The organism is Ramlibacter sp. MAHUQ-53 (assembly GCF_052600055.1).
In genome coordinates, this window is record NZ_JBQWTS010000012.1 from 1 (window position 1) to 26031 (window position 26031).

At 70.8% G+C, this 26031-nt stretch carries 23 protein-coding genes; 9 read left to right on the forward strand and 14 right to left on the reverse strand.

The genetic code is table 11. From position 1 onward, the window contains the following. The first annotated feature begins 558 nt into the window (after positions 1-558). The 3 genes from ACT80S_RS16605 to ACT80S_RS16615 all read left to right on the forward strand — a co-directional run bounded on the left by ACT80S_RS16605 (position 559) and on the right by ACT80S_RS16615 (position 4056). Positions 559-2436: an ABC-F family ATP-binding cassette domain-containing protein gene (locus ACT80S_RS16605; RefSeq protein WP_377417870.1), complete on the forward strand. Its 1878-nt coding sequence runs from the start codon at positions 559-561 to the stop codon at positions 2434-2436. 108 nt (positions 2437-2544) lie between these two features. Next, positions 2545-3159, forward strand: coding sequence for a LysE family translocator (locus ACT80S_RS16610; protein ID WP_377417872.1), 615 nt, complete (start codon positions 2545-2547; stop codon positions 3157-3159). 30 nt (positions 3160-3189) lie between these two features. Beyond that, on the forward strand, positions 3190-4056 hold the full coding sequence (locus ACT80S_RS16615) for a PhzF family phenazine biosynthesis protein (protein ID WP_377417874.1): 867 nt from the start codon (positions 3190-3192) through the stop codon (positions 4054-4056). A gap of 22 nt (positions 4057-4078) precedes the next feature. On the opposite strand, the gene ACT80S_RS16620 is transcribed toward ACT80S_RS16615, so the two are convergent. Further along, positions 4079-4294: a DUF6496 domain-containing protein gene (locus ACT80S_RS16620; RefSeq protein WP_377417876.1), complete on the reverse strand. Its 216-nt coding sequence runs from the start codon at positions 4292-4294 to the stop codon at positions 4079-4081. Between the two features lie 101 nt (positions 4295-4395). Between ACT80S_RS16620 and ACT80S_RS16625 the strand changes: the two genes are divergently transcribed. Together ACT80S_RS16625 and ACT80S_RS16630 are read left to right on the forward strand one after the other, a co-directional pair. Next, positions 4396-4782: a thioredoxin family protein gene (locus ACT80S_RS16625; RefSeq protein WP_377417878.1), complete on the forward strand. Its 387-nt coding sequence runs from the start codon at positions 4396-4398 to the stop codon at positions 4780-4782. Positions 4783-4918: 136 nt separating this feature from the next. Further along, positions 4919-5140, forward strand: a complete 222-nt coding sequence (locus ACT80S_RS16630) for a KGG domain-containing protein (protein ID WP_377417880.1) — start codon at positions 4919-4921, stop codon at positions 5138-5140. 15 nt (positions 5141-5155) lie between these two features. Here the strand turns inward: ACT80S_RS16630 and ACT80S_RS16635 are convergent, their stop codons facing one another. From ACT80S_RS16635 to mdeB, 11 genes are all read right to left on the reverse strand, one after another. Next, on the reverse strand, positions 5156-6202 hold the full coding sequence (locus ACT80S_RS16635; protein WP_377417882.1) for an RNA methyltransferase: 1047 nt from the start codon (positions 6200-6202) through the stop codon (positions 5156-5158). A 34-nt stretch (positions 6203-6236) separates the two neighbouring features. Beyond that, positions 6237-6680 carry a cyanase gene (cynS, locus tag ACT80S_RS16640; protein ID WP_377417884.1) on the reverse strand — a complete coding sequence of 148 codons (444 nt, stop codon included), beginning with the start codon at positions 6678-6680 and terminating at the stop codon, positions 6237-6239. A gap of 24 nt (positions 6681-6704) precedes the next feature. Continuing rightward, positions 6705-7559: an ABC transporter ATP-binding protein gene (locus ACT80S_RS16645; RefSeq protein ID WP_377417886.1), complete on the reverse strand. Its 855-nt coding sequence runs from the start codon at positions 7557-7559 to the stop codon at positions 6705-6707. Next, on the reverse strand, positions 7549-8409 hold the full coding sequence (ntrB, locus tag ACT80S_RS16650) for a nitrate ABC transporter permease (protein ID WP_377417888.1): 861 nt from the start codon (positions 8407-8409) through the stop codon (positions 7549-7551). Before ntrB ends, ACT80S_RS16645 begins: the two co-directional genes overlap by 11 nt. A gap of 3 nt (positions 8410-8412) precedes the next feature. Then, positions 8413-9780 carry a CmpA/NrtA family ABC transporter substrate-binding protein gene (locus ACT80S_RS16655; protein ID WP_377417890.1) on the reverse strand — a complete coding sequence of 456 codons (1368 nt, stop codon included), beginning with the start codon at positions 9778-9780 and terminating at the stop codon, positions 8413-8415. A gap of 119 nt (positions 9781-9899) precedes the next feature. Continuing rightward, positions 9900-10559, reverse strand: coding sequence for a response regulator (locus ACT80S_RS16660; protein ID WP_377417892.1), 660 nt, complete (start codon positions 10557-10559; stop codon positions 9900-9902). Beyond that, positions 10552-11736 carry a sensor histidine kinase gene (locus ACT80S_RS16665; protein WP_377417894.1) on the reverse strand — a complete coding sequence of 395 codons (1185 nt, stop codon included), beginning with the start codon at positions 11734-11736 and terminating at the stop codon, positions 10552-10554. Before ACT80S_RS16665 ends, ACT80S_RS16660 begins: the two co-directional genes overlap by 8 nt. A gap of 5 nt (positions 11737-11741) precedes the next feature. Further along, positions 11742-12218 carry a nuclear transport factor 2 family protein gene (locus tag ACT80S_RS16670; RefSeq protein WP_377417898.1) on the reverse strand — a complete coding sequence of 159 codons (477 nt, stop codon included), beginning with the start codon at positions 12216-12218 and terminating at the stop codon, positions 11742-11744. A gap of 74 nt (positions 12219-12292) precedes the next feature. Then, complete coding sequence (locus ACT80S_RS16675; RefSeq protein ID WP_377417900.1) at positions 12293-12796, reverse strand: CBS domain-containing protein; 504 nt, start codon at positions 12794-12796, stop codon at positions 12293-12295. A gap of 130 nt (positions 12797-12926) precedes the next feature. Continuing rightward, positions 12927-13763 (reverse strand): creatininase family protein, encoded by an 837-nt coding sequence (locus tag ACT80S_RS16680; protein ID WP_377417902.1) that lies wholly within the window; start codon positions 13761-13763, stop codon positions 12927-12929. Between the two features lie 89 nt (positions 13764-13852). Beyond that, entirely contained in the window at positions 13853-16465 is a 2613-nt protein-coding gene (mdeB, locus tag ACT80S_RS16685) for an alpha-ketoglutarate dehydrogenase (RefSeq protein ID WP_377417904.1), read from the reverse strand. Between the two features lie 121 nt (positions 16466-16586). On the opposite strand from mdeB, the gene ACT80S_RS16690 reads away from it, so the two are divergent. Next, complete coding sequence (locus tag ACT80S_RS16690) at positions 16587-17051, forward strand: Lrp/AsnC family transcriptional regulator (protein ID WP_377417906.1); 465 nt, start codon at positions 16587-16589, stop codon at positions 17049-17051. 4 nt (positions 17052-17055) lie between these two features. On the opposite strand, the gene ACT80S_RS16695 is transcribed toward ACT80S_RS16690, so the two are convergent. Beyond that, entirely contained in the window at positions 17056-18222 is a 1167-nt protein-coding gene (locus tag ACT80S_RS16695) for a hypothetical protein (protein WP_377417908.1), read from the reverse strand. A 188-nt stretch (positions 18223-18410) separates the two neighbouring features. Here ACT80S_RS16695 and ACT80S_RS16700 point away from each other — a divergent pair, with 188 nt between their 5' ends. After that, the gene (locus tag ACT80S_RS16700) at positions 18411-20552 is read left to right on the forward strand and encodes a protein-disulfide reductase DsbD family protein (RefSeq protein WP_377417909.1); all 2142 of its coding nucleotides are present in this window, start codon (positions 18411-18413) and stop codon (positions 20550-20552) included. Positions 20553-20583: 31 nt separating this feature from the next. Here the strand turns inward: ACT80S_RS16700 and ACT80S_RS16705 are convergent, their stop codons facing one another. Further along, the gene (locus ACT80S_RS16705) at positions 20584-22359 is read right to left on the reverse strand and encodes a glycoside hydrolase family 2 TIM barrel-domain containing protein (RefSeq protein ID WP_377417911.1); all 1776 of its coding nucleotides are present in this window, start codon (positions 22357-22359) and stop codon (positions 20584-20586) included. A 120-nt stretch (positions 22360-22479) separates the two neighbouring features. Between ACT80S_RS16705 and hemE the strand changes: the two genes are divergently transcribed. Both hemE and ACT80S_RS16715 read left to right on the forward strand, forming a co-directional pair. Beyond that, complete coding sequence (hemE, locus tag ACT80S_RS16710) at positions 22480-23580, forward strand: uroporphyrinogen decarboxylase (RefSeq protein WP_377417913.1); 1101 nt, start codon at positions 22480-22482, stop codon at positions 23578-23580. Between the two features lie 366 nt (positions 23581-23946). Continuing rightward, positions 23947-25983 (forward strand): primosomal protein N', encoded by a 2037-nt coding sequence (locus ACT80S_RS16715; RefSeq protein ID WP_377418036.1) that lies wholly within the window; start codon positions 23947-23949, stop codon positions 25981-25983. Positions 25984-26031 lie beyond the last annotated feature (48 nt).

Genomic DNA, 26031 nt, shown 5'->3' on the forward strand with positions numbered 1-26031 from the left:
TTATCGGCTGTGTGTTGTTAACGAACACTTCGCAAAATCAAAGCAACCCGCTTCTTTCTTGCCGCCTTCGCTGCGATCAGCGAAGCCTTGAATTCTAGCACGATTTTTTAAGAACCGGCAAACTTTTCTTCGTCGCTTGCCTCGTCGCTACCGACCAGACTCGCTACTCGCCAACCTCGTTCGCCTCGTCGTTTCCAACTCAGCGCCGTGATCAGCGAAGCCCTCGATTCTATACCGAATTTTTCATCTTCGGCGAGCAACTCGAAAATTTCTGAAGATTTCTTCGAGCCACCCAGAAGTCAGGGACTTCCTCCACCACCCGCAGCGCCGCCTCCTTGGAAACAAGCGCCGCAATCAGCGAAGCCCTCGATTATGACACAACTTTCGGGCTGGATCCCGGCACTGGAAGTGCTGGCAACTTCTCGCTTTTCAAGTGGCGGCTCCCACATCTCCATGAGAAGGGTTGCCGCAGGCGATCGATTGTGACGATCCGGCCGTCAGGAAGTTCCTGAGGGGGCGCGATGATAACCTACTCCGCCTCTCTTTTTGTGCGTCCGCATGGCTCTCCTGACTCTTTCCAATGCCCAGCTCGCTTTCGGCCATGTGCCACTGCTGGATCACGCTGACTTCGCCCTGGAGACCAGCGAACGCGTGGGGCTCATCGGGCGCAACGGCGCCGGCAAGTCCTCGCTGCTCAAGATCCTGGGGGGGCTCGAAAAGCCGGACGACGGGCTGCTGCAGCTCCAGCAAGGCCTGCGGATCGCCTACGTCGCGCAGGAGCCGGACCTGGACCCTGAGGCGTCCGTCTTCGAATCCGTCCGCGCGGGCGTCGCACCCGTCCTGGCGCTGATCGAGCAGTACACCCACGGCCAGGGCGACCTGGACAGCCTGCAGCGCCAGATCGAGGCCCAGGACGGCTGGAACTGGCAGCAGCGGGTGGAGGAAACCCTGCACCGGCTGCGCCTCGACGGCCAGGCGCGCATCGGCACGCTCTCGGGCGGTACCCGCAAGCGGGTGGCATTGGCCCAGGCGCTGGTGACGCGACCCGACGTGCTGCTGCTGGACGAGCCCACCAACCACCTGGACCTGGACGCCATCGAGTGGCTGGAGGACCTGCTGCTGGATTTCAAGGGCAGCGTGGTCACCATCACCCACGACCGGGCGTTCCTGGATCGCGTCGCCACGCGGATCGTCGAACTCGACCGGGGGCAGCTGCGCTCCTACCCCGGCAACTTCAGCCGCTACCAGACGCTGAAGGAGGAGCAGCTGGCCCAGGAGGCCGTGATCAATGCCAAGGCGGACAAGCTGCTGGCGCAGGAGGAAGTCTGGGTCCGCCGCGGGGTCGAGGCGCGCCGCACGCGGGCGCAGGGCCGCATCAACCGGCTGGAGCAGTTGCGCCGCAGCCGCGCCGCCCGCCGCGAGGCGCTGGGCCGGGTGAAGCTGGACGTGGCCTCCGGGCTTCCGAGCGGAAAGATCGTGGCCGAACTGACCGATGTCTCCAAGTCCTTCGGCGACCGGACCATCGTGCGGGGCTTCACGGCCACCATCCTGCGCGGGGACAAGGTGGGCCTGATCGGCCCGAACGGCGCGGGCAAGACCACGCTGCTGAAGATGATCCTGGGCGAGCTGGCGCCGGACCGGGGCCAGGTGCGCCAGGGCGCCAACCTGCAGGTCGCCTACTTCGACCAGATGCGCAACGCGCTGGACCTGGACGCGACGCTGGAAGATTTCATCAGCCCCGGCAGCGAGTGGATCGAGATCGGCGACCAGCGCAAGCACGTCAAGAGCTACCTGGGCGACTTCCTGTTCTCGCCGGCGCGCGCGGCCTCGCCGGTGCGCTCGCTCTCGGGCGGTGAACGCAACCGCCTGCTGCTGGCGCGCCTGTTCGCCCGGCCGGCCAACGTGCTGGTGCTGGACGAACCCACGAACGACCTGGACATCGACACCCTGGAACTGCTGGAGGAACTGCTCCAGACCTACGCCGGCACCGTGTTCCTCGTGAGCCATGACCGCAGCTTCCTGGACAACGTGGTGACCAGCACCATTGCCTTCGAAGGCGACGGCCGCTGGCGCGAATATGAAGGCGGCGTGCAAGACTGGCTGACGCAGTCGCGCCGCGCCCAGGCCCTGGCTGCCCAGGCCGCGGCGCCCGCCCCCAAGGCCGCCGCGCCGGCACCGACCCCGGTCGCGGCGACCTCGGCGGCTCCGGGCGCGAAGCGCAAATTGAGCTACAAGGAGCAGCGTGAACTCGAGGGCCTGCCGGCCCTGATCGAGTCGCTGGAGAAGGAGCAGCAGTCGATCACCGACCTCCTCGCCGACGGCAGCCTCTACAGCACCGATGGCGCTCGCGCAGCGCAACTCGCCACACGCAGCGCCGAGATCGAGGACCAGCTCATGGCCGCCCTCGAGCGCTGGGAGGCGCTCGGCGCGCTCTGACGACTTCCGCAGTCCCCCCTGCCCCGGCCGGCCGGGGCTTCCCCCGAGGCGGGCCGGTGCGATGAGCCGCTACAGTGCGGCGCATGCCCCGCCCTCCCGCCCGCATCCATGAATGCCAGTGAACTGACCGCGCTGCTGGTGTTCTGTTCGGCGATGACCTTCTCGCCCGGCCCCAACACCACCCTGTCCACCGCGCTGGCCGCCAACTTCGGCCTGCGCCGCGCCCTGCGCTTCTGCCTGGCCGTGCCCACGGGCTGGGCGCTGTTGATCCTGGCCTGCGGGCTGGGCCTGGGCGCGGTCGTCACCGGCGTGCCGGCGCTGCGCTGGGGCGTGAAGCTGGCCGGCGTGGGCTACATGCTCTGGCTCGCCCGCAACCTGGCACGCCAGGCGACGCTCTCGCAGGTGGACGCGCACAAGCTGCACGTGACCTTCGGCCAGGGCGTGCTGCTGCAGTTCGTGAATATCAAGGCGTGGATGCTGGCGCTGACGCTGACCGCGGGTTGGGTGATCAACGCCGGCGGGCAGCCCGCGGGCAACCCGGGGGAGCGCCTGGCGATCGTCGCGGCCTTCATGGTGCTGTACGCCTTCGGCAGCAACTTCACCTACGCGCTGGCGGGCTCGCTGCTGCGGACCTGGCTCGCACAGGGCCGGCGCCTGCTGTGGTTCAACCGCGTGCTGGCCGTGGTGCTGGTCGTCACGGCGGCCTGGATGCTCCAGGTCTGACCCCGCCCTCCGCCCCCTCGCAGGACTCCCATGCGCCTTCGCCCCTTCCAGCAGGTCGACGTATTCACGCCGACCCCGTTCCTCGGCAATCCGGTGGCCGTCGTACTCGATGGCACCGGCCTGTCGACCGAGGAGATGCAGCGCTTCACCGACTGGACGAACCTGTCCGAGGCCACGTTCGTGCTGCCGCCCACGCACCCCGAGGCCGACTACCGGCTTCGCATCTTCTGCCCCGGGCGAGAGCTGCCCTTCGCCGGCCACCCCACCCTCGGCAGCTGCCACGCCTGGCTGCAGGCCGGCGGCAAGCCGAAGGGCGAGTACGTGGTGCAGGAGTGCGGCGTCGGCCTGGTCCGGCTGCGCCGTGACGGCGCGCGGCTCGCGTTCGCAGCGCCGCCCCTGGTGCGCGGCGGCCCGCTGGACGAGGCCGACCTGGACCTGGTGGCCCGCGGCCTCGGCGTGGCCCGCTCGGACATCCTGCACCACGCCTGGTGCGACAACGGCCCGGGATGGCGCGGCGTGATGCTGCGATCGTCCGGGCAGGTGCTGGCGCTCAAGCCGGACGGCGGGGTGCTGGCCGGCCTGTTCGTGGGCGTGGCAGGACCGCGCGGCAAGGTCGGCGTGGTCGCCCCGCGCGACGACGGCGACTGCGCGTTCGAGGTACGGGCCTTCTTCCCCGGCCACGGCGGCATCGCCGAGGACCCGGTGACCGGCAGCCTGAATGCCGCGATGGCGCAGTGGCTGATCGGCGCCGGGCTGGCGCCGGCGCAGTACGTGGCGAGCCAGGGCACGGCGCTGGGACGCGCCGGGCGCGTGCACGTGGTCCGAGACGCCGCCACCGGCACGATCTGGGTCGGCGGCGACTCGGTGACCTGCGTCGAGGGCCAGGTACGGCTCTGAGCGGGCAGCTCTGAGCGGCCGTTCAGCGCGGCGTCCGCGGGCGGCTGGGCGCCTGCGGCTTGCCGGGGCCGGGCGGCACCTTGGCGCCGGCCTTGCGCGCCTCGGACAGGCCGATGGCCACGGCCTGCCTGGGGTTCGTGACCTTCGCGCCGGTGCCGCTTCGCAGCGTGCCGCGCTTGAACTCGTGCATGTTTTCCTCGACCTTGTGCTGGGCCAGTGGGGCGTAGCGACGGGCCATGGCGGCTCCTTCTTGACGGGGTGGGGCAGGCCTTGGAGCGACCCGGGCGCCGCGGGTTCACCGGGCGCCGCCTGAGCCCCCGCTACACTGCGGCCTGACCCATGACCACGCACCACGCCACCGAGAAGTCCCAAGCGCCCGCGGGCGACTGGCAGGTGATCTGCCTGTGCGCCGACTGGTGCGGCACCTGCCGCGGCTGGCGCGGGGACCTCGCCGCCGAGGCCAAACTGCACCCGGGCGTGTCGTTCGCGTGGGTCGACATCGAGGACGAGGCCGACGCGGTGGGGGACGTCGACATCGAAACCTTCCCGACGCTGCTGATCGCGCATGGCGACCAGGCCCGCTTCCTGGGCCCGGTGCTGCCCCATGCCACCGCGATCGGCCGCCTGCTCGAGAGCCTGCGCGCGGACGACCGCAGCGTGGCCCTGCCGCCCGAAGCCGGCCCGCTGCTGCAACGCCTGCGCGCCGCGCAACTCGAGCCCGTGTAGGCAAGCGCCTTCGTCCTACAAGGCTCTGGTTTCCCACCTGACGAGCGCCAGGGGGAGCGAAGCACTCAATGCCTTCATGGTCAGCACGGTGCTGGCCATGGATTCTTCTCTTCGCATTTCCCAAGGAGTACCGACCATGGCATCCAACCCCGGCAGCAGCAAGGGCGGCTCGAACCGCGGCTTCGCCTCGATGGACCCGCAACGCCAGCGCGAGATCGCCAGCCAGGGCGGCCGCGCGGCCCACGAGAAGGGCACGGCCCACGAGTTCAGTTCCGAGGAGGCCCGCGAGGCGGGCCGCAAGGGCGGCCAGGCCCGCAGCCAGAACAACCGCTCGACGAAGTCCGGCGGCAGCCGCTGAGGCTGGCGCCCCCGGTCAGCCTGCGGCGGGCGCCGCAGGCAGCACCGGGATGACCCGGCCCGCCGGCCGCGCCGCGCGGGCCCGCAATTGGCCGCAGCCCCCCTCGACATCCTGGCCGGCCGACTGCCTCAGCTTGGTCAGCACGCCGCGCCGATGGAGGTGGCGGGCGATGGCGGCGGCCTTCTCCCACGAGGGGCGCTGGAAATCGAGCCCCTCGACGGTGTTGAACGGGATCATGTTCATCACCGCGTACTTCCCCTTCAGCAGCTGCACGATGGCGTCGAGTTCATCGTCGCCGTCGTTCAGGCCCTCGATCAGCGTCCACTGGTACTGGATCGGGTAGCCGGTGGCGCGCGCGTAGCGCTCGCCGGCCTCCACCAGGTCCCGCGGGTCGATGCGCGGGGCGCGCGGCAGGATCTCGGCGCGCAGGTCGGCCTTGGTGGTGTGCAGGGACAGCGCCAGCGCCGGCTTCACCCGTCCCTGCGGCAGGCGCTCGAACACGCGCTCGTCGCCCACGGTGGAAAAGACCAGGCTCTTGTGGCCGATGTTGCCGACGGTGCCGAGCAGGTCGATGGCCTCGAGCACGTTGTCCAGGTTGTGGGCGGGCTCGCCCATGCCCATGAAGACCACCTTCTTCACCGGCCGCCGGCGCCGCGCCAGGGCGACCTGGGCCACGATCTCGGCGCTGCCGACCTGGCGCACCAGGCCCTCGCGGCCCGTCATGCAGAAGACGCAGCCGACAGCGCAGCCCACCTGGGTCGACACGCACAGGCCGTCGCGGGGCAGCAGCACGCTCTCGACGGCCTGGCCGTCGGCCAGCGCCACGAGCAGGCGCTCGGAGCCGTCGCTGCCAGGGTGGATGGACTGGATGCGGGCCAGCCCCTCGAGCTCGCGCTCGATGTCCGGGAGCGCCTCGAGCAGCGGCCGCGGCATGAAGGTCTCCAGCCGCCGCGCGCCCTGGTCCTGCGGCAGGGCCTGCGACCACAGGCGCAGCACGCGCTGCTCGTGGCGCGGCAGCGCCTGGAGGGCGCGCAGGCGTTGCTGGAGGGTCTCGATGCGCATGCCAGGATTATCCCGGCATGCGGGGACGCGACGCTCAATAGGTCTTGTACGGGAGGAACTTGCCCGAGAGGACCACGTTGACGCGGTCGCCCTTCGGATCGGGCTGGCGCACGATGTCCATGGAGAAGTCGATCGCACTCATGATGCCGTCGCCGAACTCCTCGTGAATCAGCTCCTTGATGGTGGTGCCGTAGACGCTGACGATCTCGTACCAGCGGTAGATCAGCGGGTCGGTCGGCACCTGCGTGGGCAGCGAGCCCTTGTAGGGGACGACCTGCAGCCACTTCTGCTCGTCGGCGGTGAGGCCGAAGATCTTGCCCAGGACCTTGGCCTGGGCGGCGGTGGCGGTCATCTGGCCCAGGCACAGGGCGGTGGTCCACTCCTTGGACTGGCCGACCTTCTTGGCCACGGACTCCCACGTGATGCCCTTGGACACCTTGGTGGCGATGATCTTTTCAGTGATGTCGTTGCGGTTCATGTGCGTTGGCTCCTTGGTTGTTTTTCAGTGGCCGCCGCCCGCGCGGGCGCGGGAGACGAGGAAATCGACGATGTGATTGCGCAGCTCGTAGTAGCCGGGCAGGTGGTGCAGGCCCGCGCGGGTGCGCTCGCGCGGCAGCGGGTTGGCGACGATCTCGGCGATGCCGCCGGGGACATAGCCGCCGGCGGTTTCGGCGCCATTGGTCATGAGGACGATGCGGTCGGCCAGGAGGATGGCCTCGTCCACGTCGTGCGTGATCATGAAGACGGTCTGCTGGGTCTCGCGCACGATGGCCATGAGCTCGTCCTGGATCGTGCCGCGCGTGAGGGCGTCCAGCGCGCCGAAAGGCTCGTCGAGCAGCAGCATCTTCGGCTGGATGGAGAAGGCCCGGGCGATGCCCACACGCTGCTTCATGCCGCCGGACAGCTGCGAGGGCTTCTTGTCGATGGCGTGGGGCAGGCCGACCATGGACACGAACTTCTCCACCTGGGCATCGACCTGCTCGCGGGTCCATTCGGGCCAGCGCGATTGCACCGCGAAGGCGACGTTGCGGCGCACCGTGAGCCAGGGCATCAGGGCATGGCCCTGGAAGACGACGCCGCGCTCCAGGCTGGGGCCGGAGACTTCGCGGCCGTCCATGAAGACCAGGCCTTCGCTGGCCTCGTCGAGGCCGGCGAGGACGTTCAGGATGGTGGTCTTGCCGCAGCCCGAGTGGCCGATGATGCAGACGAACTCGCCGCGGGCGATGTCGAAGGAGACGCCGGAGAACACCGGCTTGCCCGGGACATAGGTCTTGGCCAGGCCCTCGATCTTGAGGAAGGCCGGCGCGGACGCCGGGGCGGCAGGCGCGGCTTGGTTCATGCGTTCTTCACTCCACATAGGTCACCCACTTCTGCAGGCGTGCAAACGCCAGGTCCAGCAGCATCCCGACCACGCCGATCACCAGGACGGCGAAGATCACGTGGGTCAGCGACAGGTTGTTCCACTCGTTCCAGACGAAGTAGCCGATGCCCGTGCCGCCCACCAGCATCTCGGCGGCCACGATCACCAGCCAGGCGATGCCCATGGAGATGCGCATGCCGGTGAGGATGGTGGGCGCCGCGGCCGGCAGGATCACCAGGAAGGCCTTGCGCAGGGGCGTGACCTCCAGCGTGCGGGCCACGTTCAGCCACTCGCGCTTGACCGAGGCCACGCCGAAGGCGGTGTTGATCAACATCGGCCACACCGAGCAGATGAAGATCACGAACACGCCGGAGATGGACGAGTCCTTGATCGTGTAGAGCGCCAGCGGCATCCACGCCAGCGGCGAGATCGGCTTGAGCACCTGGATGAAGGGGTCGAGCGCGCGATGCAGCAGCGGCGACATGCCGATCACGAAGCCCAGCGGCACGGCCACCAGCACCGCGCACAGGAAGCCCAGGCCGACGCGGCCCAGCGAGTGCCCCAGCTGGATGGCGATGCCCTTGTCATTGGGGCCGTTGTCGTAGAACGGGTCGGCCAGCTGCTTGCCGATGGCGACCGCGACCTGGCCGACGGTGGGAAAGCCGGTGGACTTCTGCGCCCCCGGGTCCTTGCCCATCATCTTCAGGTACTCGACCTGTTCGGCCGTCATGCCCGCGGTGCTGGCGGCGGAGCCGCCGGCCGGCAGGGTCGCCACATGCCAGATCCCCAGGAGGGCCGCGAGCAGCAGCAGCGAGACCAGGGTGGCCTTGAATTTCAGCGTCTTCATGCGTCAGGCCATCTTGTGGATCGGGAAGCTCTTGACGTAGTCCTCGGGCTTGGCCGGATCGAACTCGCGGCCCATGACCTTGAACTTGCGGTAGGCGCCCTCCGGCGGCTTGAAGCCGGCCTGGGCCATGTACTTCTTGGCGTCGGTGAGCAGGAAGATCTTCTCGGCGATCTGCCGGTAGTTGACGTCGCCCTTGATGTAGCCCCAGCGCTTCATCTGCGTGAGCATCCACACCGCCATGCTTTGCCAGGGCACCGGGTCGAAGTTGGCGCGATCGGGCACGTTGCGGATGTTGCCCAGGCCGTCGGCGAACTTGCCGGTGAGGACCTGGTTCAACACCGCCTCGGGCTGGTTCAGGTACTGGGCCGGCGCGATCACCTTGGCGATCAGCTCGCGGTCCTTGGGCTGGCTGGCCATGTGGGAGGCGGTGAGCACCGCGCGGTACAGGGCGGCGAAGCTGTTCGGGTTCTGCTTGATGAACTCGTCGCTCACGCCGAAGGCGCAGCACGGGTGGCCGTCCCAGATCTCCTTGGACAGGATGTGGATGAAGCCGACCTCGTCGTACACCGCGCGCTGGTTGAACGGGTCCGGGCCGAGGAAGCCGTCGATGTTGCCGGCGCGCAGGTTGGCCACCATCTCCGGCGGCGGGGTCACGCGGATCTGGACGTCGGTGTCGGGGTTCAGGCCGTTCTCCGCCAGGTAGTACCGCAGCAGGAAGTTGTGCATGCTGTACTCGAAGGGCACGGCGAACTTCAGGCCCTTCCACTGCTTCGGGTCGCGCTTGTCCTTGTGCTTGACGTGCAGCGTGATCGCCTGGCCGTTGGTGTTCTGGATGCTGGCCACATTCATCGGCACCTGGCTCGAGCCCAGGCCCATGCTCATGGCGATCGGCATGGGCGAGAGGAAGTGGCTCGCGTCATGCTCCTTGTTGATCATCTTGTCGCGGATCAGGGCCCAGCCCGCGGTCTTCATCAACTGGACGTTGAGGCCTTCCTTTTTGTAGAAGCCCAGGGGGTCGGCCATGATCAGCGGCGAGGCGCAGGTGATGGCGATGAAGCCCACCTTCAGGTCCCGCTTCTCGGGCGTGCCCTTGTCCTGCGCCATGGCCTGCAGCGAGGCCACCGGCAGCACCGAGGCAATGGCCGCCCGCGCGGTGCCTGCGCCCACGGCCTTGAGGAAGCCGCGGCGCACGCTGTCCACCGGGAACAGCGCCTTGACGAGGGCGGCCTCGATGAAGTTGCGCGAGGCCTCCTCCTCGCTCAGGGCCGCGCGGGTGGCGGCGTCATGCTCGCCGGGCGCATGGTCCTGGCCGCAGGCGCAGCGCAGCATCAGGGGGCGGTCGGCATCGTAGGCATCGTGGTGTTCGGGCATCGTGGGCACCTCCTCTCTTGAAGATGCCGATGCCTTGCAAGCGCCAAGCCTGTTCGGGCCCGCCCAGGCCAGGCAGATGCAGATCGTCGACGCCGCGTCGAGGGCGTGTAGGGGCGGCCCTACACGCCGGCGGTGCGGCCATGCCTTTCGGCGTACAGCGCCAGCTCCACGTCGTTCTTGGTGCCGGTCTTTTCCAGGATGCGCGCGCGGTAGGTGCTCACCGTGTTGGGCGCCAGCTGGAGCTGCGCACCGATTTCGCTCACGGTATGCCCCGAAATGAGGAGCCTGAATACTTGATGCTCACGGTGCGAGAGCGCCTCGGGCCCCAACCGGGTGCCTGCGCTGCCCACCGCGGTGGCCAGGGCCTCGGCAGTGGCTGGCGTCACGTACACGCCGCCAGCCGCCACCTTGCGCACGGCCGCGACCATGTCGTCGGCATCGGCGCTCTTATTGAGGTAGCCGGCCGCTCCCAGCTTGATGCAGCGCACCGCGTACTGGCGCTCGGGGTAGGTGGAGAGCATCAGCACCGGCAGGCGCGGCCACTCCCGGCGCAGCGCCTGCAGGACGTCGAGGCCGTCGCGACCGGGCAGGGCGATGTCCAGCAGCACGATGTCCAGCCCCTCGGGGCCGCCCAGGGTGGCGACCTCGGCGAGGACCTGGTTGCCATCGATGGCCTCGGCCCGCACCACCACCTCGGGCGCGTCGGACAACAGCTGCTTGAGGCCTTCGCGCACGATGCGGTGGTCGTCGCCGATGAGGACGCGGATCGGGTCAGTCATGGGTCAGGGGCATGGTGAGGGTGAAGGCGGCGCCCCGGCCGGGCGCGCTGTCGATGGCCAGGCGGCCACCGAAGTGGCCGGCGCGCTCGCGCATGCCCATGACGCCATAGGCGGTGGCCGCCTCGAAGGCCTCGGGCGGCGCGCCGCGGCCGTCGTCGCGCACGGTGATGCGCAAGGCCTCGCCGACGGCGATCGTGATGGCGACGCGGCGCGCCTGCGCATGCCGGCCGACGTTACTGAGCATCTCCTGGAAGATACGGAACACCGCCATCGCCTGCGGCTCGGGAAGGTCGGGCAAGCCGGCGGCCTCGGGCATGGCCCAGTCCAGGGCGAGCTCGGCGGACTGCACGAACTCGTGGGCCTGCCACTCGAGCGCGGCCCACAGGCCCTGGTGGTCGAGGATGCTGGGGCGCAGGTCGGTGATGATGCGTCCCACGTTGTCGACGGCGTCCTCGATCAGCCGCCCCATGCGCTGGCACTTGCAGCGCAGGCGCAGCTGCGGCTCGCCGTCGCCGAGCTCGGCCAGGCGCTTGTCCAGCCAGTTCACGTCCATCTTGAGGGCCACCAGCAGGCTGCCCAGTTCGTCGTGCACCTCGCGCGCGATGCGGGTGCGCTCCTCCTCCCGCACCGACTCCGACCAGGCAGCCAGTTCGCGCTGGCGGGCCAGGGCCTGCGACAGCTCGCGCGTGCGCTCGGCCACGCGCTGCTCGAGTTCGGCCTTGGCGCGGTGCAGGGCGTCGGCGGCGCGCTTGCGGTCGGTGATGTCGACGAAGGTGATGACGGCGCCGCGTACCTCCTCGCCGTCGAGGATGGGGTAGCTGGAGTACTCCACCGGGAACGCCGTGCCGTCACGGCGCCAGAACACCTCGGTGTCGATGCGACAGGGCAGGCCGCGGCGAAAAGCGTTGAAGATGGGGCAGTCGGTATCGAGGTACGGGGAGCCGTCCTCGTGCGAGTGGTGGGTGAGGTCGTGCATGTTGCGACCGAGCACCTGCGGCGCCTCCCACCCCAGCATCTCGGCGGCGGCGCGGTTGATGAACATGCAGTGCCCGCCCAGGTCGATGCCGAAGATGCCCTCCCCGGTGGACGCGAGCAGCAGCCCGAGCTGGTGCTGCCACAGCGGGTCGGCCACGGACGCGGGCGGCGCGGCCTGCGAGACCTGCAAGGTCGCGGGCATGACCGTCACAGCCCCAGGTCGCCGAGGCCGGGATGGTCGTCGGGCCGGCGGCCGAGCGGCCAGTGGAACAGGCGCTCCCCGGCGGCGATCGGCAGGTCGTTGATGCTGGCGAAGCGGCGCTGCATCAAGCCGTCGGCATCGAACTCCCAGTTCTCGTTGCCATAGCTGCGGAACCACTGGCCGGAGTCGTCATGCCACTCGTAGGCGAAGCGCACCGCGATGCGGTTGCCGGTGAAGGCCCACAGCTCCTTGATCAGGCGGTAGTCCAGCTCCCGGGCCCATTTGCGCTCGAGGAACTGGCGAACCTGCTCGCGGCCCGCCGGGAATTCGGCGCGATTGCGCCAGCGGGTGTCCTCGGTGTAGACCTGCACCACCCGGGCCGGGTCGCGGGAGTTCCATGCGTCCTCCGCCATGCGCACCTTGCGCGCGGCGGTCTCGGCGGTGAAGGGGGGAAGCGGCGGCTTCGGTTCTTTCGGGGTCATCGGGGGCTCGGGGGTACCTGCTTGTCTTGCCACGGACAAGCAGGAGCCGGGCCAGCCCCGCGCCGACCGACGCGTCAACCCGACTGCGTCTGTGACCTGGAGGACCCGCCGCCCTGCGACCCGCTGGCCTGCGACTGGTGCGAGCGGTCAGGCTCGGCCGGCGTGGAGATGTCGCCCAGGGACAGGGCGACGTCGCCCTGCTCGCCCGGGCTCTTGGTGGCAATGTCACCCAGCGAAATGATGCCGACCAGGTGGTCCTGCGCGTCCACCACCGGCATGCGCCGGATCTGGCAGCTGGCCATCTCGGACAGCACGTCGTTGACCTCGTCGCTTTCGCGCACGGTGCGCACATGCCCGCTCATGATCTCGGAGAGGCGGCAGTTCCTGAGGTCCAGGTCCTGGGCCACGCCGCGTACGACGATGTCGCGGTCGGTGACCATGCCCACGAGCCGGTCGCCGTCGCACACCGGGATCGCGCCCACGTTGAGTTCCTCCATGGCCTGGGCGGCCTTCACCAGGGTGTCGTCGGGGCTCATGCTGCGAACCCCCCGGGTCATGACATCGGCGACTGCAGTCATCGTGCGCTCCTTCGCTGGCAACCGCGCCACTCTAGGCACGCCGGGCGCGGATCCCGGCCTCCCGGCCTCGCAAGCTGGCGTAGGACGGGGCGGGCGCCCAGCCAGCGACCGGCGAAGCCCCGCGGGGCGCTCAGTCGGGGAACTGCGGACGGTCGCTGAGGGTGGACAGCGGCAGCTGCGCCACCTCCTGCAGCAGCTGCGCGAAGGCCCGGCCCGCGGCCTGGACCACGGCGCGGCCCTTGTCCGCGCTGGCGGCGGCGGCATTGCCGGCGGCGCCCTGCGGGTTGTAGTCCTGCATCTGCCAACCGAGCTTGGCGCTGCGGCCGTTGCCGAGGATGGCGTAGGTGGCGGCGCGGTCCTGCGAGGTGGAGCGGAAGTCCTGGGCGCGGGTCATGTCCACGTGCTGCGCACGCAGCGCCAGCATCATCGAGGTCTCGATGTCGCCGCCGTGGATGCCGAAGCGGTGCTCGCCCGGCGGGAACAGGGCGTTGATGTCGTCCCCCAGCGGCAGGTCGTACCAGTTGACGCTGTAGACGATCAGGTCGCAGCGGGTGCGCAGGTCGCGCGCGACGATGTCCATCACGCTGACCTGGCCGCCGTGCGAGTTGAGCAGCACCAGCTTGCGCACGCCGGCGCGCGCCACCGACTCGCCGATCTCGGTCCACAGGCGGATCAGGGTTTCGGCCGAGAGCGTGAGGGTGCCCGGGAAGCGAATGTGCTCGGGGCTGCGTCCCACCGCCTGCGTGGGCAGGAACAGCGCCTCGAGGTCCGCGGGCAGGTGCGGCAGGCAGGCGGCGACGATGCCGTCGACCAGGGTCTGGTCCACGCTCACCGGCAGGTGCGGTCCATGCTGCTCGGTGGCGGCCACGGGCAGCACGGCGACGGTGCGCCCGGCCACGCCGCTGGACTGGCGCTGCGCGAACTCGCGGGTGGTGAGGTCGGACCAGAAGCGGGTGCGGGTGGGCATGGGGCGGATCTTAGTGCCTCGGGCCGGGCGGGCGCGCCCGGCCCCCGCCCCGGCCCTTCCCCGCGCGGGAGGGCCGGGAAGAGAGGGGATCAGGCGGCGAGGGTGTGGCGCGCGGCGCGGGCGATGTGCGCGGCATCCACCCCGAAGAAGGCGCGCAGCGCGGCGCGCGTGTCGCTGCGGCCGAAGCCGTCGGTGCCCAGGGTGAGGAAGCGGCGGCCCTCCGGCAGGTGGGCGCGCACCTGCTCGGGCACGGCGCGCACGTAGTCGGTGGCGGCGACGATGGGTCCCTGGCCGCCCGCCAGCAGCGAGCGGATCCAGGGCGTGGTGCGGGCCTCGCCGCGGATCGCGCGCTGCTCGCAGTGGATGCCGTCACGCGCCAGCTCGCTCCAGCTGGTGACGCTGACCACCTCGCTGGCGATGCCCTCGGCGGCGAGCTGCTGCGCCGCCTGGATCACCTCGGTGAGGATGGCGCCCGAGCCCAGGAGCGTGATGCGCGGCGCGCCCTCGCCGTAGGTGGCGAAGCGGTAGGCGCCGCGGATCACGCCCTCGCGCGCGCCGGCCGGGAGGTCGGGTTGCGCGTAGTTCTCGTTCATCAGCGTGAGGTAGTAGAAGACGTCCTGCTGCTCCACCAGCATCTCGCGCATGCCCTGGTCCACCAGCACCGCCATCTCGCCGGCGAAGGCCGGGTCGTAGGCCTTGCAGTTCGGGATGGTGGCGGCCACCAGGTGGCTGCTGCCGTCCTGGTGCTGCAGGCCCTCGCCGCCCAGCGTGGTGCGGCCCGAAGTGGCGCCGAGCAGGAAGCCGCGGGCGCGCTGGTCGGCGGCGGCCCAGATCGCATCGCCGATGCGCTGGAAGCCGAACATCGAGTAGTAGATGTAGAACGGCAGCATCGGCACGCCGTGCACGCTGTAGCTGGTGGCGGCGGCCGTCCAGCTGGCGATGGCGCCGGCCTCGCTGATGCCCTCCTCCAGGATCTGGCCGTCGAGGGCTTCGCGGTACGAGAGCACCGAGCCGATGTCCTCGGGCTCGTAGCGCTGGCCGACGCTCGAATAGATGCCGACCTGCTTGAACAGGTTGGCCATGCCGAAGGTGCGAGCCTCGTCGGCGACGATGGGGACGATGCGCGGGCCGAGCGCCTTGTCCTTCAGCAGGTTGCCCAGGAGGCGCACGAAGGCCATGGTGGTGGACATTTCCTTGCCGTCGGCCTGCAGCGCGAACTGCGCGTAGCTGGCGACCTCGGGCACCGGCAGCTGCGGGCACTCGGTGTGGCGCTGCGGCAGGTAGCCGCCGAGTTCGGCGCGGCGCGCATGCAGGTAGGTCGCCTCGGGGCTGCCCTCGGCGGGCTTGGCGAACTCCAGGCCCACGGCCTGGGCGTCGGTGAGGGGCAGGTTGAAGCGGTTGCGGAATTCGATCAGGGCGGCCTCGTCCAGCTTCTTCTGGCTGTGGGTGGTCATGCGGCCCTGGCCGGCCGTGCCCATGCCGTAGCCCTTCTTGGTGTGGGCCAGGATCACGGTGGGCTGGCCCCGGTGGGCCGCGGCCGCGGCGTAGGCAGCATGCACCTTCACCAGGTCATGGCCGCCGCGCTTGAGGCGGTCGATCTGTTCGTCCGTCATGCCCTGGGCCAGGCGGGCGAGGGCCTCGTTCTGGTTGAAGAAGTGGTCGCGGTTGAAGCGGCCGTCCTTGGCGGCGAAGGTCTGCATCTGGCCGTCCACCGTGTCGGCGAAGGCGCGCACCAGGGCGCCGTCGGCATCGCGGGCGAACAGGCCGTCCCAGTCGCTGCCCCAGAGCAGCTTGATGACGTTCCAGCCGGCGCCGCGGAACAGTTTCTCGAGCTCGTCGACGATGCGGCCGTTGCCGCGGACCGGGCCGTCGAGGCGCTGCAGGTTGCAGTTCACCACCCAGACCAGGTTGTCCAGCTTCTCGCGCGAGGCCAGGGTGAGGGCGCTCATGCTCTCGGGCTCGTCCATCTCGCCGTCGCCGAACACGCCCCAGACCTTGCGGCCTTCGCAGTTCAACAGGTTGCGGTGGGTGAGGTACCGCATGAAGCGGGCCTGGTAGATGGAGCTGATGGGGCCGATGCCCATCGAGCCGGTGGGGAACTGCCAGAAGTCCGGCATCAGCCACGGGTGCGGGTAGCTGGAGAGGCCGCGCGCGCCGGCGGCGGGGGCGGTGATCTCCTGGCGGTAGTGGGCCAGGTCGTTCTCGGTGAGGCGGCCTTCCATGAAGGCGCGGGCATAGACGCCGGGCGCGCTGTGCGGCTGGAAGAAGACCAGGTCGCCCCCCTGCTGCGCGTTGCGGGCGCGGAAGAAGTGGTTGAAGCCGACCTCGAACAGGTCCGCCGCGCTGGCGTAGCTGGCGATGTGGCCGCCCAGCTCGCCGTAGGCGGCATTGGCCCGCGCCACCATGGCCAGCGCGTTCCAGCGCATGAGGGAGGCCAGCCGCTCCTCGATGGCGAGGTCGCCGGGGAAGACCGGCTGCTTGTCCACGGGAATGGTGTTGACGTAGGGCGTGACCAGCTCGGGGGACCAGCCCACGCGCGGGTCGCGGGCCAGGATGGCGAGCTGGTCGAGGATGAAGCGGGCCCGTTCGGGGCCTTCGGTGGCGACCAGGGCGAGGAAGGCGTCACGCCATTCGGCGGTCTCGGCGGGGTCGATGTCGGTCCCCGGGGCGGCGAGGAAGCGGGCGATGCTGTGGTCGGTCATGAAACGGGCTCCAGTGCCTAGGCACTGTAGGCAAGGCGCCGGAAAATTCCATTCCGAAATGAGCCCGACAGACGCCTTTGGCAGCATAAACTGCCAAGAAACAGACCTCACGCAGCACCGAATGCAACTCGACACGATAGACCTCAGAATCCTGGCCCAGCTCCAGGACGACAGCTCCCTCACCAACGTGGAGCTGGCCCGGCGGGTCCACCTGTCGCCCTCGCCCTGCCTGGCGCGGGTCAAGGCGCTCGAGGCGGCCGGCGTGATCCAGCGCTACGTGGCACTGGCCGACCCGAAGGCGCTGGGGCTGGGGCTGTCGGTGTTCATCTCGATCAGCCTGAAGGAGCAGTCGAAGGCGGCGCTGGCGGAGTTCGAGCGCCGCATCGGGGAGCTGGAGGAAGTGATGGAGTGCTACCTGATGACGGGTGACAGCGACTACCTGATCCGGGTCGCCATCGCCGACATGGGGGCGCTCGAGCGCCTGATCCTGAACCAGCTCACCCCCATCCCGGGGGTGGAGAAGATCCGCTCCAGCTTCGCGCTCAAGCAGGTTCGCTACAAGACCGCGCTGCCGCTGCCGGCGTGAAGGGTCAGTCGTCGAGCTCGGCGGCGGCCGAGGTCAGGAAATCCGTCCGGGAGGGCTCCGGGTGCTCCAGGGTCGTGGACGGGGTGCCAGGCCGACCCGGCTGGCCAGCAGCCGCCTCCGGCCGGGCCCCACCCTGGGCCTTGGAGTCGCCCAGCTTGCGCCGCTCCTCGACGTCGGCGGCGACCAGCAGGCGAGCGCAGTACGCCATCACGTCGGATGAGGCATGGGTGACCTCGAGAGCGGCCTGCATTTCGACCGTCGGGTCTTCCATCACGTGGGTGGCGCCCGCCAGTGCGGGCGTGAGTTCCACCAGGGTCTCGTAGAGCCGCCTTTCCGCTGGCGAGGCGGAGGCGGCCAGGTCACGGGCGGCAGCGGCCAGGCCGGCCGCCATCAGGAGATTGGGCACCACGTGGGCGGCCGCCATGTCGCCGCGGCCGGTGCGCGACTCCCATTTTCTGACCTGGGTGCTCACGTCCAGCATGAACTTCCAGAGCTCGGGTGAGCCGATGCCTTTCTGCGCGACCTCCCCGAATCCGGCGCGGAAGGCTTGCACGAGCAGGTTCTGGAGCGCGCCCTTCGACAGGGGCCTGTTTTTCTCGGCCGCGGCCTTCGCCGGCCCGGCCACGGCCGCCACGCAGCGGTGGGCGATGGCGCGCAGCGTCTCGCCGCAATCGGCGTGAATCACCCGGGCAACGGTATCGCGCAGGCCCTGGGTCTTGGCATCGGTGAACAGGGCGGCGCGGTCCCCGAGGGAGGCGGCCGGGTTCTTGGCACACCAGGTGGCCAGCTGCTTCCTGGCCGCGACCGCGGCCCCGCCCCGCCGGACCTCCGGCGCCGCCGTGACCGACTTGCCATCCCCGCAGGCCGGCCGGGCCGGCGTCAGCGGCTGCGCCCCGCAAGCGCGCAGCAGGTGGACGGGGAACAGCATGTCCTCCAGGTCGTTCGCGAACGTGGCGGCCGCGCGGGCCAGGGTCCTGAACCAGCTGGACGGGGCCTCGGCCTGCGAGACCCGGGCACCGGCAAGGGCAGGAGGAAGGGCGGGCGAGGACCCGCCCGCCGAGGGGCCGCCGACGCGAACTTGCGGCGAGACCCGGGGAGTCGAAGTGGTGGTGGTGGAGGAAGACGAGGCGGGAGCGTTGGCTTGCGTCGGGGGCGTGGGGGTGGTTTTCATGGCGTCCTCTGCGGAAGGTGCGTGTGGGGTCTGCGCGGGCGCCGACGACACACGGTAGAACCAAAGACCTCTTTTTCGCCGGGCGCGGAGGATAAGGCGCCGCCGCCTGCGCCGAAAGCCCCGGGGCGGGCTGCCGTCAGCCGGGCGTCACCCGGCGGCACGTCGCACGAGCGGGGACAATCCCGCCCATGACGTTGATCCGTTTCATGCTGGCCGCACTCCTCGCCGGCCTGGGCGCGTGGGCCGGGCCCGCGGCGGCCCAGGGCCTCGCCCGGTCCGAGGTGACGACCGAGCGGGTGCGCGCCGAGCTGGTGGCCCATGCGCCCGAGGGCGTGGCCCCCGGCAAGCCCCTGTGGCTGGGCCTGCGCATCGCCCACCAGCCCGAGTGGCACACCTACTGGAAGAATCCCGGCGACTCCGGCCTGGCAACCTCGCTGCAGTGGACCCTGCCGCCAGGGCTGGCTGCGGGCGAGATCGACTGGCCCACGCCGAAGAAGATCCCGATCGGCAACCTCGCCAACTATGGCTACGAGGGCACCGTGCTGCTGCCCGTGCCGGTGACGGTGGACGCCGGCTTCCGCCCCGCCCCGCTGGCGCAGGACCTGGAGGTGAGGCTCAAGGCCAGCTGGCTGGTGTGCCGCAAGGAGTGCATCCCCGAAGAGGGCGAGTTCGCCCTCAGGGTGCCGCTGCGTGGCAGCACCGCGCTGCAGGCGGCCGCCTTCCAGGCCGCCTGGGACGCGCGCCCCCGGGCCCTCGCCGCCGCCGGCGCCGCGCGAGTCGAGGGCGGCCGGCTGAAGGTCACGGTGCCCGGCCTGCCGGCCGACGCGCAGGGCCGCAGGCTCGAGGTCTACCCCGAGGCCAACGCCATCGTCGAACCGGCCGGCGCCTGGACCCAGGCCTGGCAGGGCGCCGCCTGGACGGCCGACCTCCCGCTCTCGCCGATGCGCGCCGACAGCCCCGGGCGGCTGGCCGTGGTGGTGGCCGACGGCGCGCGCGCCTGGCGCACCGAGCTGGCGGTCGCCGGCGCCTGGCCGCCGGTGGCCCAGGCGGCCGGCGTCTCGCCCGCGCTGCAGGAGGCCCTCGCGCGCAATGCGGCGGCCACCCCGGCGGGTCCGCCGCCCTCGCTGCTCGCCGCCCTGCTCGGCGCCCTGGTGGGCGGGCTGATCCTGAACCTCATGCCCTGCGTGTTCCCGGTGCTGGCGATCAAGGTGGTGGGCTTCGCCCGCCACGCCGGCGACACCCGCGGCCACCGCCTCGCCGGCCTGGCCTACACCGCCGGCGTGCTGGCCTCCTTCCTCGCGCTGGGCGCGCTGATGCTGGGGCTGCGCGCGGCCGGCGAGCAACTGGGCTGGGGCTTCCAGCTGCAGTCGCCCGCGATGGTCGCCACCCTGGCGGCGCTGTTCACGGTGATCGGCCTGAACCTGGCCGGCGTCTTCGAGTTCGGCGCGATGCTGCCCTCGCGCCTGGCCGGCCTGCAGGCGCGCCACCCGGTGGCCGACGCCTTCCTCTCCGGCGTGCTGGCGGTGGCGGTGGCCTCCCCCTGCACCGCGCCCTTCATGGGCGCCTCGCTGGGCCTGGCGATCGCCTTGCCCGCGGCGCAGGCGCTGACGGTGTTCGCCGCCCTGGGCGCCGGCATGGCCCTGCCCTACCTCGCCGCGAGCTGGGTGCCTGCCGCAGCGCGCCTGCTGCCCCGGCCCGGCGCCTGGATGGACACCTTCCGCCGCTTCATGGCCTTCCCGATGTTCGCCACCGTGGTGTGGCTGGTGTGGGTGCTGGGCCAGCAAAGCGGCATCGACGGCGCCGGTGCGCTGCTGGCGCTGCTGGTGGCGCTGGCGCTGGCCGTGTGGGCGGTCACCCTGGCCGGGCGCACGCGCTGGGTCGTCGGCGCCATCGCCGCCGCCAGCCTCGCCGCGCTGGCCTGGGGCCTGGGGCCGTACGTGACCCGCGTCGAGCCGGCGCCGGCCACGGGCGCCGCCGCAGGCGCCGAGGGCGCGCGCTGGCAGCCCTGGTCGGCCGAGCGCGTGCGCGCGCTGCAGGCCGAGGGCCGGCCGGTGTTCGTCGACTTCACCGCCGCCTGGTGCGTGACCTGCCAGTACAACAAGAAGACCACGCTGTCCGACCCGGCGGTGCTGGCCGACCTCGACCAGCGCCGCGTCGCCCTGCTGCGGGCCGACTGGACCCGCCGCGACCCCGCCATCACCGCCGCACTGGCCGCCCTGGGGCGCAGCGGCGTGCCGGTGTACGTGCTGCACGTTCCGGGCCGGGCGCCGGTGGTGCTCTCCGAGATCCTCTCGGCGGGCGACGTGCGCGCCCTGCTCGCCTCGCTCTGAGTCGCGCACCGCCATGCGCCGTCCTCCGGGCTCAGACCCCGCCCGGGATGTAGGTGCGTGAGCGGCTGGTGACGGCCCGCACCCGCTCCAGCGGGATCTTGGGCTGGCGGTCGGCGGTGAGCAGGCCGTTGGCTTCCTGGAAGGTGTCGGTGAACTGCGTGTAGCAGAAGCCGCTGAACAGCGCGGTGTGGATCACCGTGTCCAGCAGCTCCTCGTACAGCGCGGCGAAGGCGCCGGCATCGCCGGCGCGGGTGTAGCCCCAGGTGCGGCGCGCACCGGGCTGCGGGTCGAAGGCGATACCGCCGAACTCGGTGAGCATGATCGGCTGCCCGCGGTGCGGATAGCCCTCCAGGGTGAGGACGCGGCCGCCCGGTCGGCGCCGGTCGAACAGCTGCTCGGGCTCGATCTCGCTGCCATAGCGCTGGCGCATGTGCGCGGTGTTGGCGTCGTAGTCGTGGATGCCGATGATGTCCGTGGCGCTGGACTCCCAGCCGTCGTTGCCGATCACCGGGCGCGTCATGTCCAGCGTGCGCGTGAGGTGGTACATCGCCTCGACCGCGTGCCGGTGGCTCTGGAGCGAGGCCAGGTCCGGCACGCCCCAGGATTCGTTGAACGGCACCCACACCACCACGCAGGGATGCGAGTAGTCGCGGTCGATGGCCTCGGCCCACTCGCGGATGGTGCGCTTGATGGCGGTGCGGGTGAAGCGGTAGGCCGAGGGCATCTCCTCCCACACCACCAGGCCGAGCCGGTCGGCCCAGTACAGGTAGCGCGGGTTCTCGATCTTCTGGTGCTTGCGCACGCCGTTGAAGCCCATGGCCTTGACCAGCTCGACGTCGCGACGCAGCGCCTCGTCGCTGGGGGCGGCCAGCAGGGTGTCGGGCCAGTAGCCCTGGTCCAGCACCAGCCGCAGCAGGTAGGGCCGGCCATTGAGCATGAAGCGGTCACGCAGCGTGCCGACCGAGCGCAGCGCGGTGTACGAACGGAACTGGTCGACGACCCGGTCGCCGTCGAACAGGCGCACCTCGGCATCGATCAGGGTCGGTCGTTCGGGGCTCCACAGCAGCTCGTTGCGGAAGTCGTCGATGCCGGGGTCGGACAGCACGATGAAGCGGTCGACCTCGCCGTCCACCACGCGGTAGCGGTCGCGGGCCAGCGTGCGACCCTCCAGCGCCAGGTGCAGCTCGATCGCGAGGTCGCCGGCCAGGTCGCCCGCGACGCGGGCCTCGAAGCCGATGGCGAAGCCCTCCACCCGCGGTGTCCAGCGGATCTTGTCGACGTAGGTGCGCGGCACACGCTCCACCCACACCGTCTGCCAGATGCCGGTGGTGCGGGGGTACCACAGGGCGTGCGGCTCGAGCTGCCAGTCCTGCTTGCCGCGCGGCTTGGTGAGGTCGTGCGGATCGTCCTCGGCGCGCACGGTCACGACCTGATGGCCGCCGGGATCGAGCAGGTCGGTGATGTCGGCGCCGAAGGGCGTGTGACCGCCCTCGTGGACGGCGGCCAGCGCGCCATTGACCCACACGCGTGCCTGGTAGTCGACCGCGCCGAAACGCAGCATCGCGCGGCCACCGTCGGGCGCCAGCGTGAACTCGCGCTGGTACCAGCAGGCGCGGTGGAAGCCGGTGTCGCCGATGCCGCTGGCCCGCGACTCGGGCGGGAACGGCACCAGGATCTCGAGCGGCCAGTGGTCGATGTCGGCGGGGTGGCGCAGGGCGCAGGCATCGTCGAAGCGAAAGCGCCAGGGGCCGTCGAGCGAAAGCCAGTCGGCGCGCTGCAGCTGGGGGCGCGGGTACGCCAGGTCCACGGGACGCTCCTTGGAGGAGACCGGAGGACGGCAGCTTAAGGAGTTTCGGCGCGCCCATGTGGCTGGGCGGGGCGTGACGAAGCGCAAGGTCGCGCGATGGCGCCCTGCGACAATCGCGGGATGACTTTCGCTCCGCTTCGCAACGACCAGTTCCTGCGCGCCTGCCTGCGGCAGGCCACCGACCACACGCCCCTGTGGCTGATGCGTCAGGCGGGCCGCTACCTGCCCGAGTACCGCGCGACGCGCGCCAAGGCCGGCAGCTTCATGGGCCTGGCGACGAACGTCGACTACGCCACCGAAGTCACGCTGCAGCCGCTGGACCGCTACCCGCTGGACGCGGCCATCCTGTTCTCCGACATCCTCACCGTGCCCGACGCGATGGGACTGGGCCTGAGCTTCGCGCTGGGCGAGGGCCCGCGCTTCGCCTCGCCGGTGCGCGACGAGGCCGCGGTCAACGCGCTGGCCGTGCCCGACATGGACAAGCTGCGCTACGTGTTCGACGCCGTCACCTCGATCCGCCAGGCGCTCCTGGGCCGCGTGCCCCTGATCGGCTTCTCCGGCAGCCCCTGGACACTGGCCTGCTACATGGTCGAGGGCGCGGGCTCGGACGACTATCGCCTGGTCAAGACGATGATGTATTCGCGGCCCGACCTGATGCACCGAATCCTGTCGGTGAACGCCGACGCGGTGGCCACCTACCTGAACGCGCAGATCGACGCCGGCGCGCAGGCCGTGATGATCTTCGACAGCTGGGGCGGCGTGCTGGCGGACGGGCGCTTCCAGGAGTTCAGCCTGGCCTACACCGCCCGCGTGCTGGCCAAGCTCAAGCGCACCCACGACGGCGCGACCATCCCGCGCATCGTCTTCACCAAGGGGGGCGGCCTGTGGCTGGAGGAAATGGGCAAGCTCGATTGCGACGTGCTCGGCCTGGACTGGACGGTCAACCTCGGCCGCGCCCGCGCCGCGGTCGGCGACACCAAGGCCCTGCAGGGCAACCTGGACCCGAACGTGCTGTTCGCCCCGCCCGAGACGGTGCAGGCCGAGGCCATCCGCGTGCTCGAGAGCTTCGGCGCCCCGCACACCGGCCCGGGCACCGGCCCCAGCCACATCTTCAACCTGGGCCATGGCATCAGCCAGCACACGCCGCCGGAGCATGTGAGCGCCCTGGTCGAGGCCGTGCACCGCCACTCGCGGCGCATGCGCTTGTCCGTACAGGCTTGAGGGCCGCAGCCGCCATCGGGGCATTCCCTGACTCGACAAAGTGCCCCGGAACGGGTCTCGGCGGCTTGACTTATGCACAAAAACCGGGCCCCGACGCACGCAATAGTTCCCGGTCGCCCGGTCACCCCAACCAACGATCTACCCCTCGTAAGTTGTTGATTCATATAGGCTTCGATGTCTGCCGTTTTTCTGGGCATCCTAGCCAAACCCTTGATTTCACTAGGGTCCCGGGCGGTGTCCGGGGCTCTATCAACAAAGTTATCCACAGAAATCAGGGACGTCTGGAAAAGGCCTTGGGATTCAACGACTTAAGGCAGATTCCTATGTTTCAACGGAAGTTGCGCACCTAACTTGAACCGCCCTCCCATGGCGCACCGGCTGTCCATCGTCGTCGCCACGCCGGCCCACAGCGGCCTGCGCGGCCCCCTGAGCTGGTGCAGCGAAACGCCCCTGCCGCCGGGCACCCTGGTGCGGGTGCCGCTGGGCCGGCGCGAGGTGCTGGGCGTGGTCTGGGACCATGGCCCGGCCGATGAGCCGCTGCCCGAGGGCGTGGCGGAAAAGCCCGTCGCCGGGGTGCTGGAGGGGCTGGCACCGCTGTCCGCCGCCTGGCGCCGGCTGGTGGACTTCGCCGCCGGCTATTACCAGCGCGGCGTCGGCGAGGTGGCCCTGGCCGCCCTGCCCCCGCAGCTGCGCGACCTGGACTCGACCCAGCTGGCCCGCCGCCTCAAGCGCCGCGCCGGCGAGGCTGGCGAGGCGCCGCCGCCGGCGGCGGCGCCGGCCCTCACCGCGCAGCAGCAGGCCGCCCTGGCGCGCATGGCCGCCGGGCCGGGGCCGTTCCTCCTGTTCGGCGCCACCGGCAGCGGCAAGACCGAGGTCTACCTGCATGCGGTGCAGCGCCTGCTGGAGGCCGACCCGCAGGCCCAGGCCCTGGTCATGGTGCCGGAGATCAACCTCACGCCCCAGCTGATGGCGCGCTTCACCGAGCGCTTCGGCGAGTCCCGGGTGGTGCCGATGCACAGCGGCCTCACGCCGGCGCAGCGCCTCAAGGGCTGGCTGGCGGCGCATGCCGGCAGCGCGCGCATCGTGCTGGGCACGCGCATGGCGGTGTTCGCCTCGCTGCCGCACCTGAAGCTGATCGTCGTCGACGAGGAGCACGACCCCAGCTACAAGCAGCAGGAGGGGGCCCGCTACTCCGCGCGCGACCTGGCGGTGCTGCGCGCCCGGCTCGAGCCGGCGCAGGTGCTGCTCGGCTCGGCCACGCCCTCGCTGGAGAGCTGGCAGGCCTGCGAGGCCGGCCGCTACCAGCGCCTGGAGATGCCCGAGCGGGTGGGCGCCGGCGCCCTGCCCCGCGTGCGGCTGGTGGACATGAACCTGCAGCCGAAGAAGACGCTGCTGGCGCCGGCGCTGGTGGAGGCGATCCAGGAGCGCATCGCGCGCGGCGAGCAGTCCCTGGTCTTCCTGAACCGGCGCGGCTACTCGCCGGTGCTGGCCTGCACCGCCTGCGACTGGAAGAGTGACTGCCCCCACTGCAGTACCTTCCGCGTCTTCCACAAGGCCGACCGCACCTTGCGCTGCCACCACTGCGGCTTCACCGAGCGCGTGCCGCGCGCCTGCCCGGGCTGCGGCAACGTGGACATCGCTCCCCTGGGCAAGGGCACCGAGCAGCTGGAGGAGCACATCGCGCAGCTGCTGTCGCAGGGCGGCCGGCCGGCGCGGGTGGCGCGCATGGACGCCGACACCACGCGCGGCAAGGGCTCGCTGGAGGCCCAGCTGGCCCAGGTGCATGCGGGCGAGGTGGACGTGCTGGTGGGCACGCAGATGATCACCAAGGGCCACGACTTCCGCCGCATCACCCTGGTGGCAGCGATCAACCCCGACACCGCGCTGTTCTCCAGCGACTTCCGGGCGCCGGAACGGCTGTTCGCCCTGCTGATGCAGGCGGCAGGACGGGCCGGACGCGACGCGGCGCAGGCCGGCGCCAGCCAGATGTGGGTGCAGACCTGGCACCCGCAGCACCCGCTGTTCGACGCGCTTCGCCGGCACGACTACCCCGCCTTCGCCGCCGCCCAGCTCAAGGACCGGACGGCCGCCGGCATGCCGCCGTTCGCCTACCAGGCGCTGGTGCGGGCCGAGGCGCGCACGCAGGAGGCCGCGCAGGCCTTCCTGGAGGCCGCGCGCGAGGCCGCCGAGGGGCTGGACCCCACGGGGCAGGTGATGCTGTATTCCGCCGTGCCGATGGCGGTGCAGCGCGTGGCCAACGTGGAACGCGCGCAGCTGCTGGTGGAAAGCGGATCGCGGCCGGCGCTGCAGCGGTTCCTGCAGGCCTGGCAGCCGGTGCTGCAGGGGCTGCGCGTGCCCGGGTTGCTGCGGTGGGCGGTGGACGTGGACCCGCTGGCGGTCTGAGGCGGTCTGAGGCGGTCTGAGGCGGTCCGAGGCGGTCCGAGGCGGCCG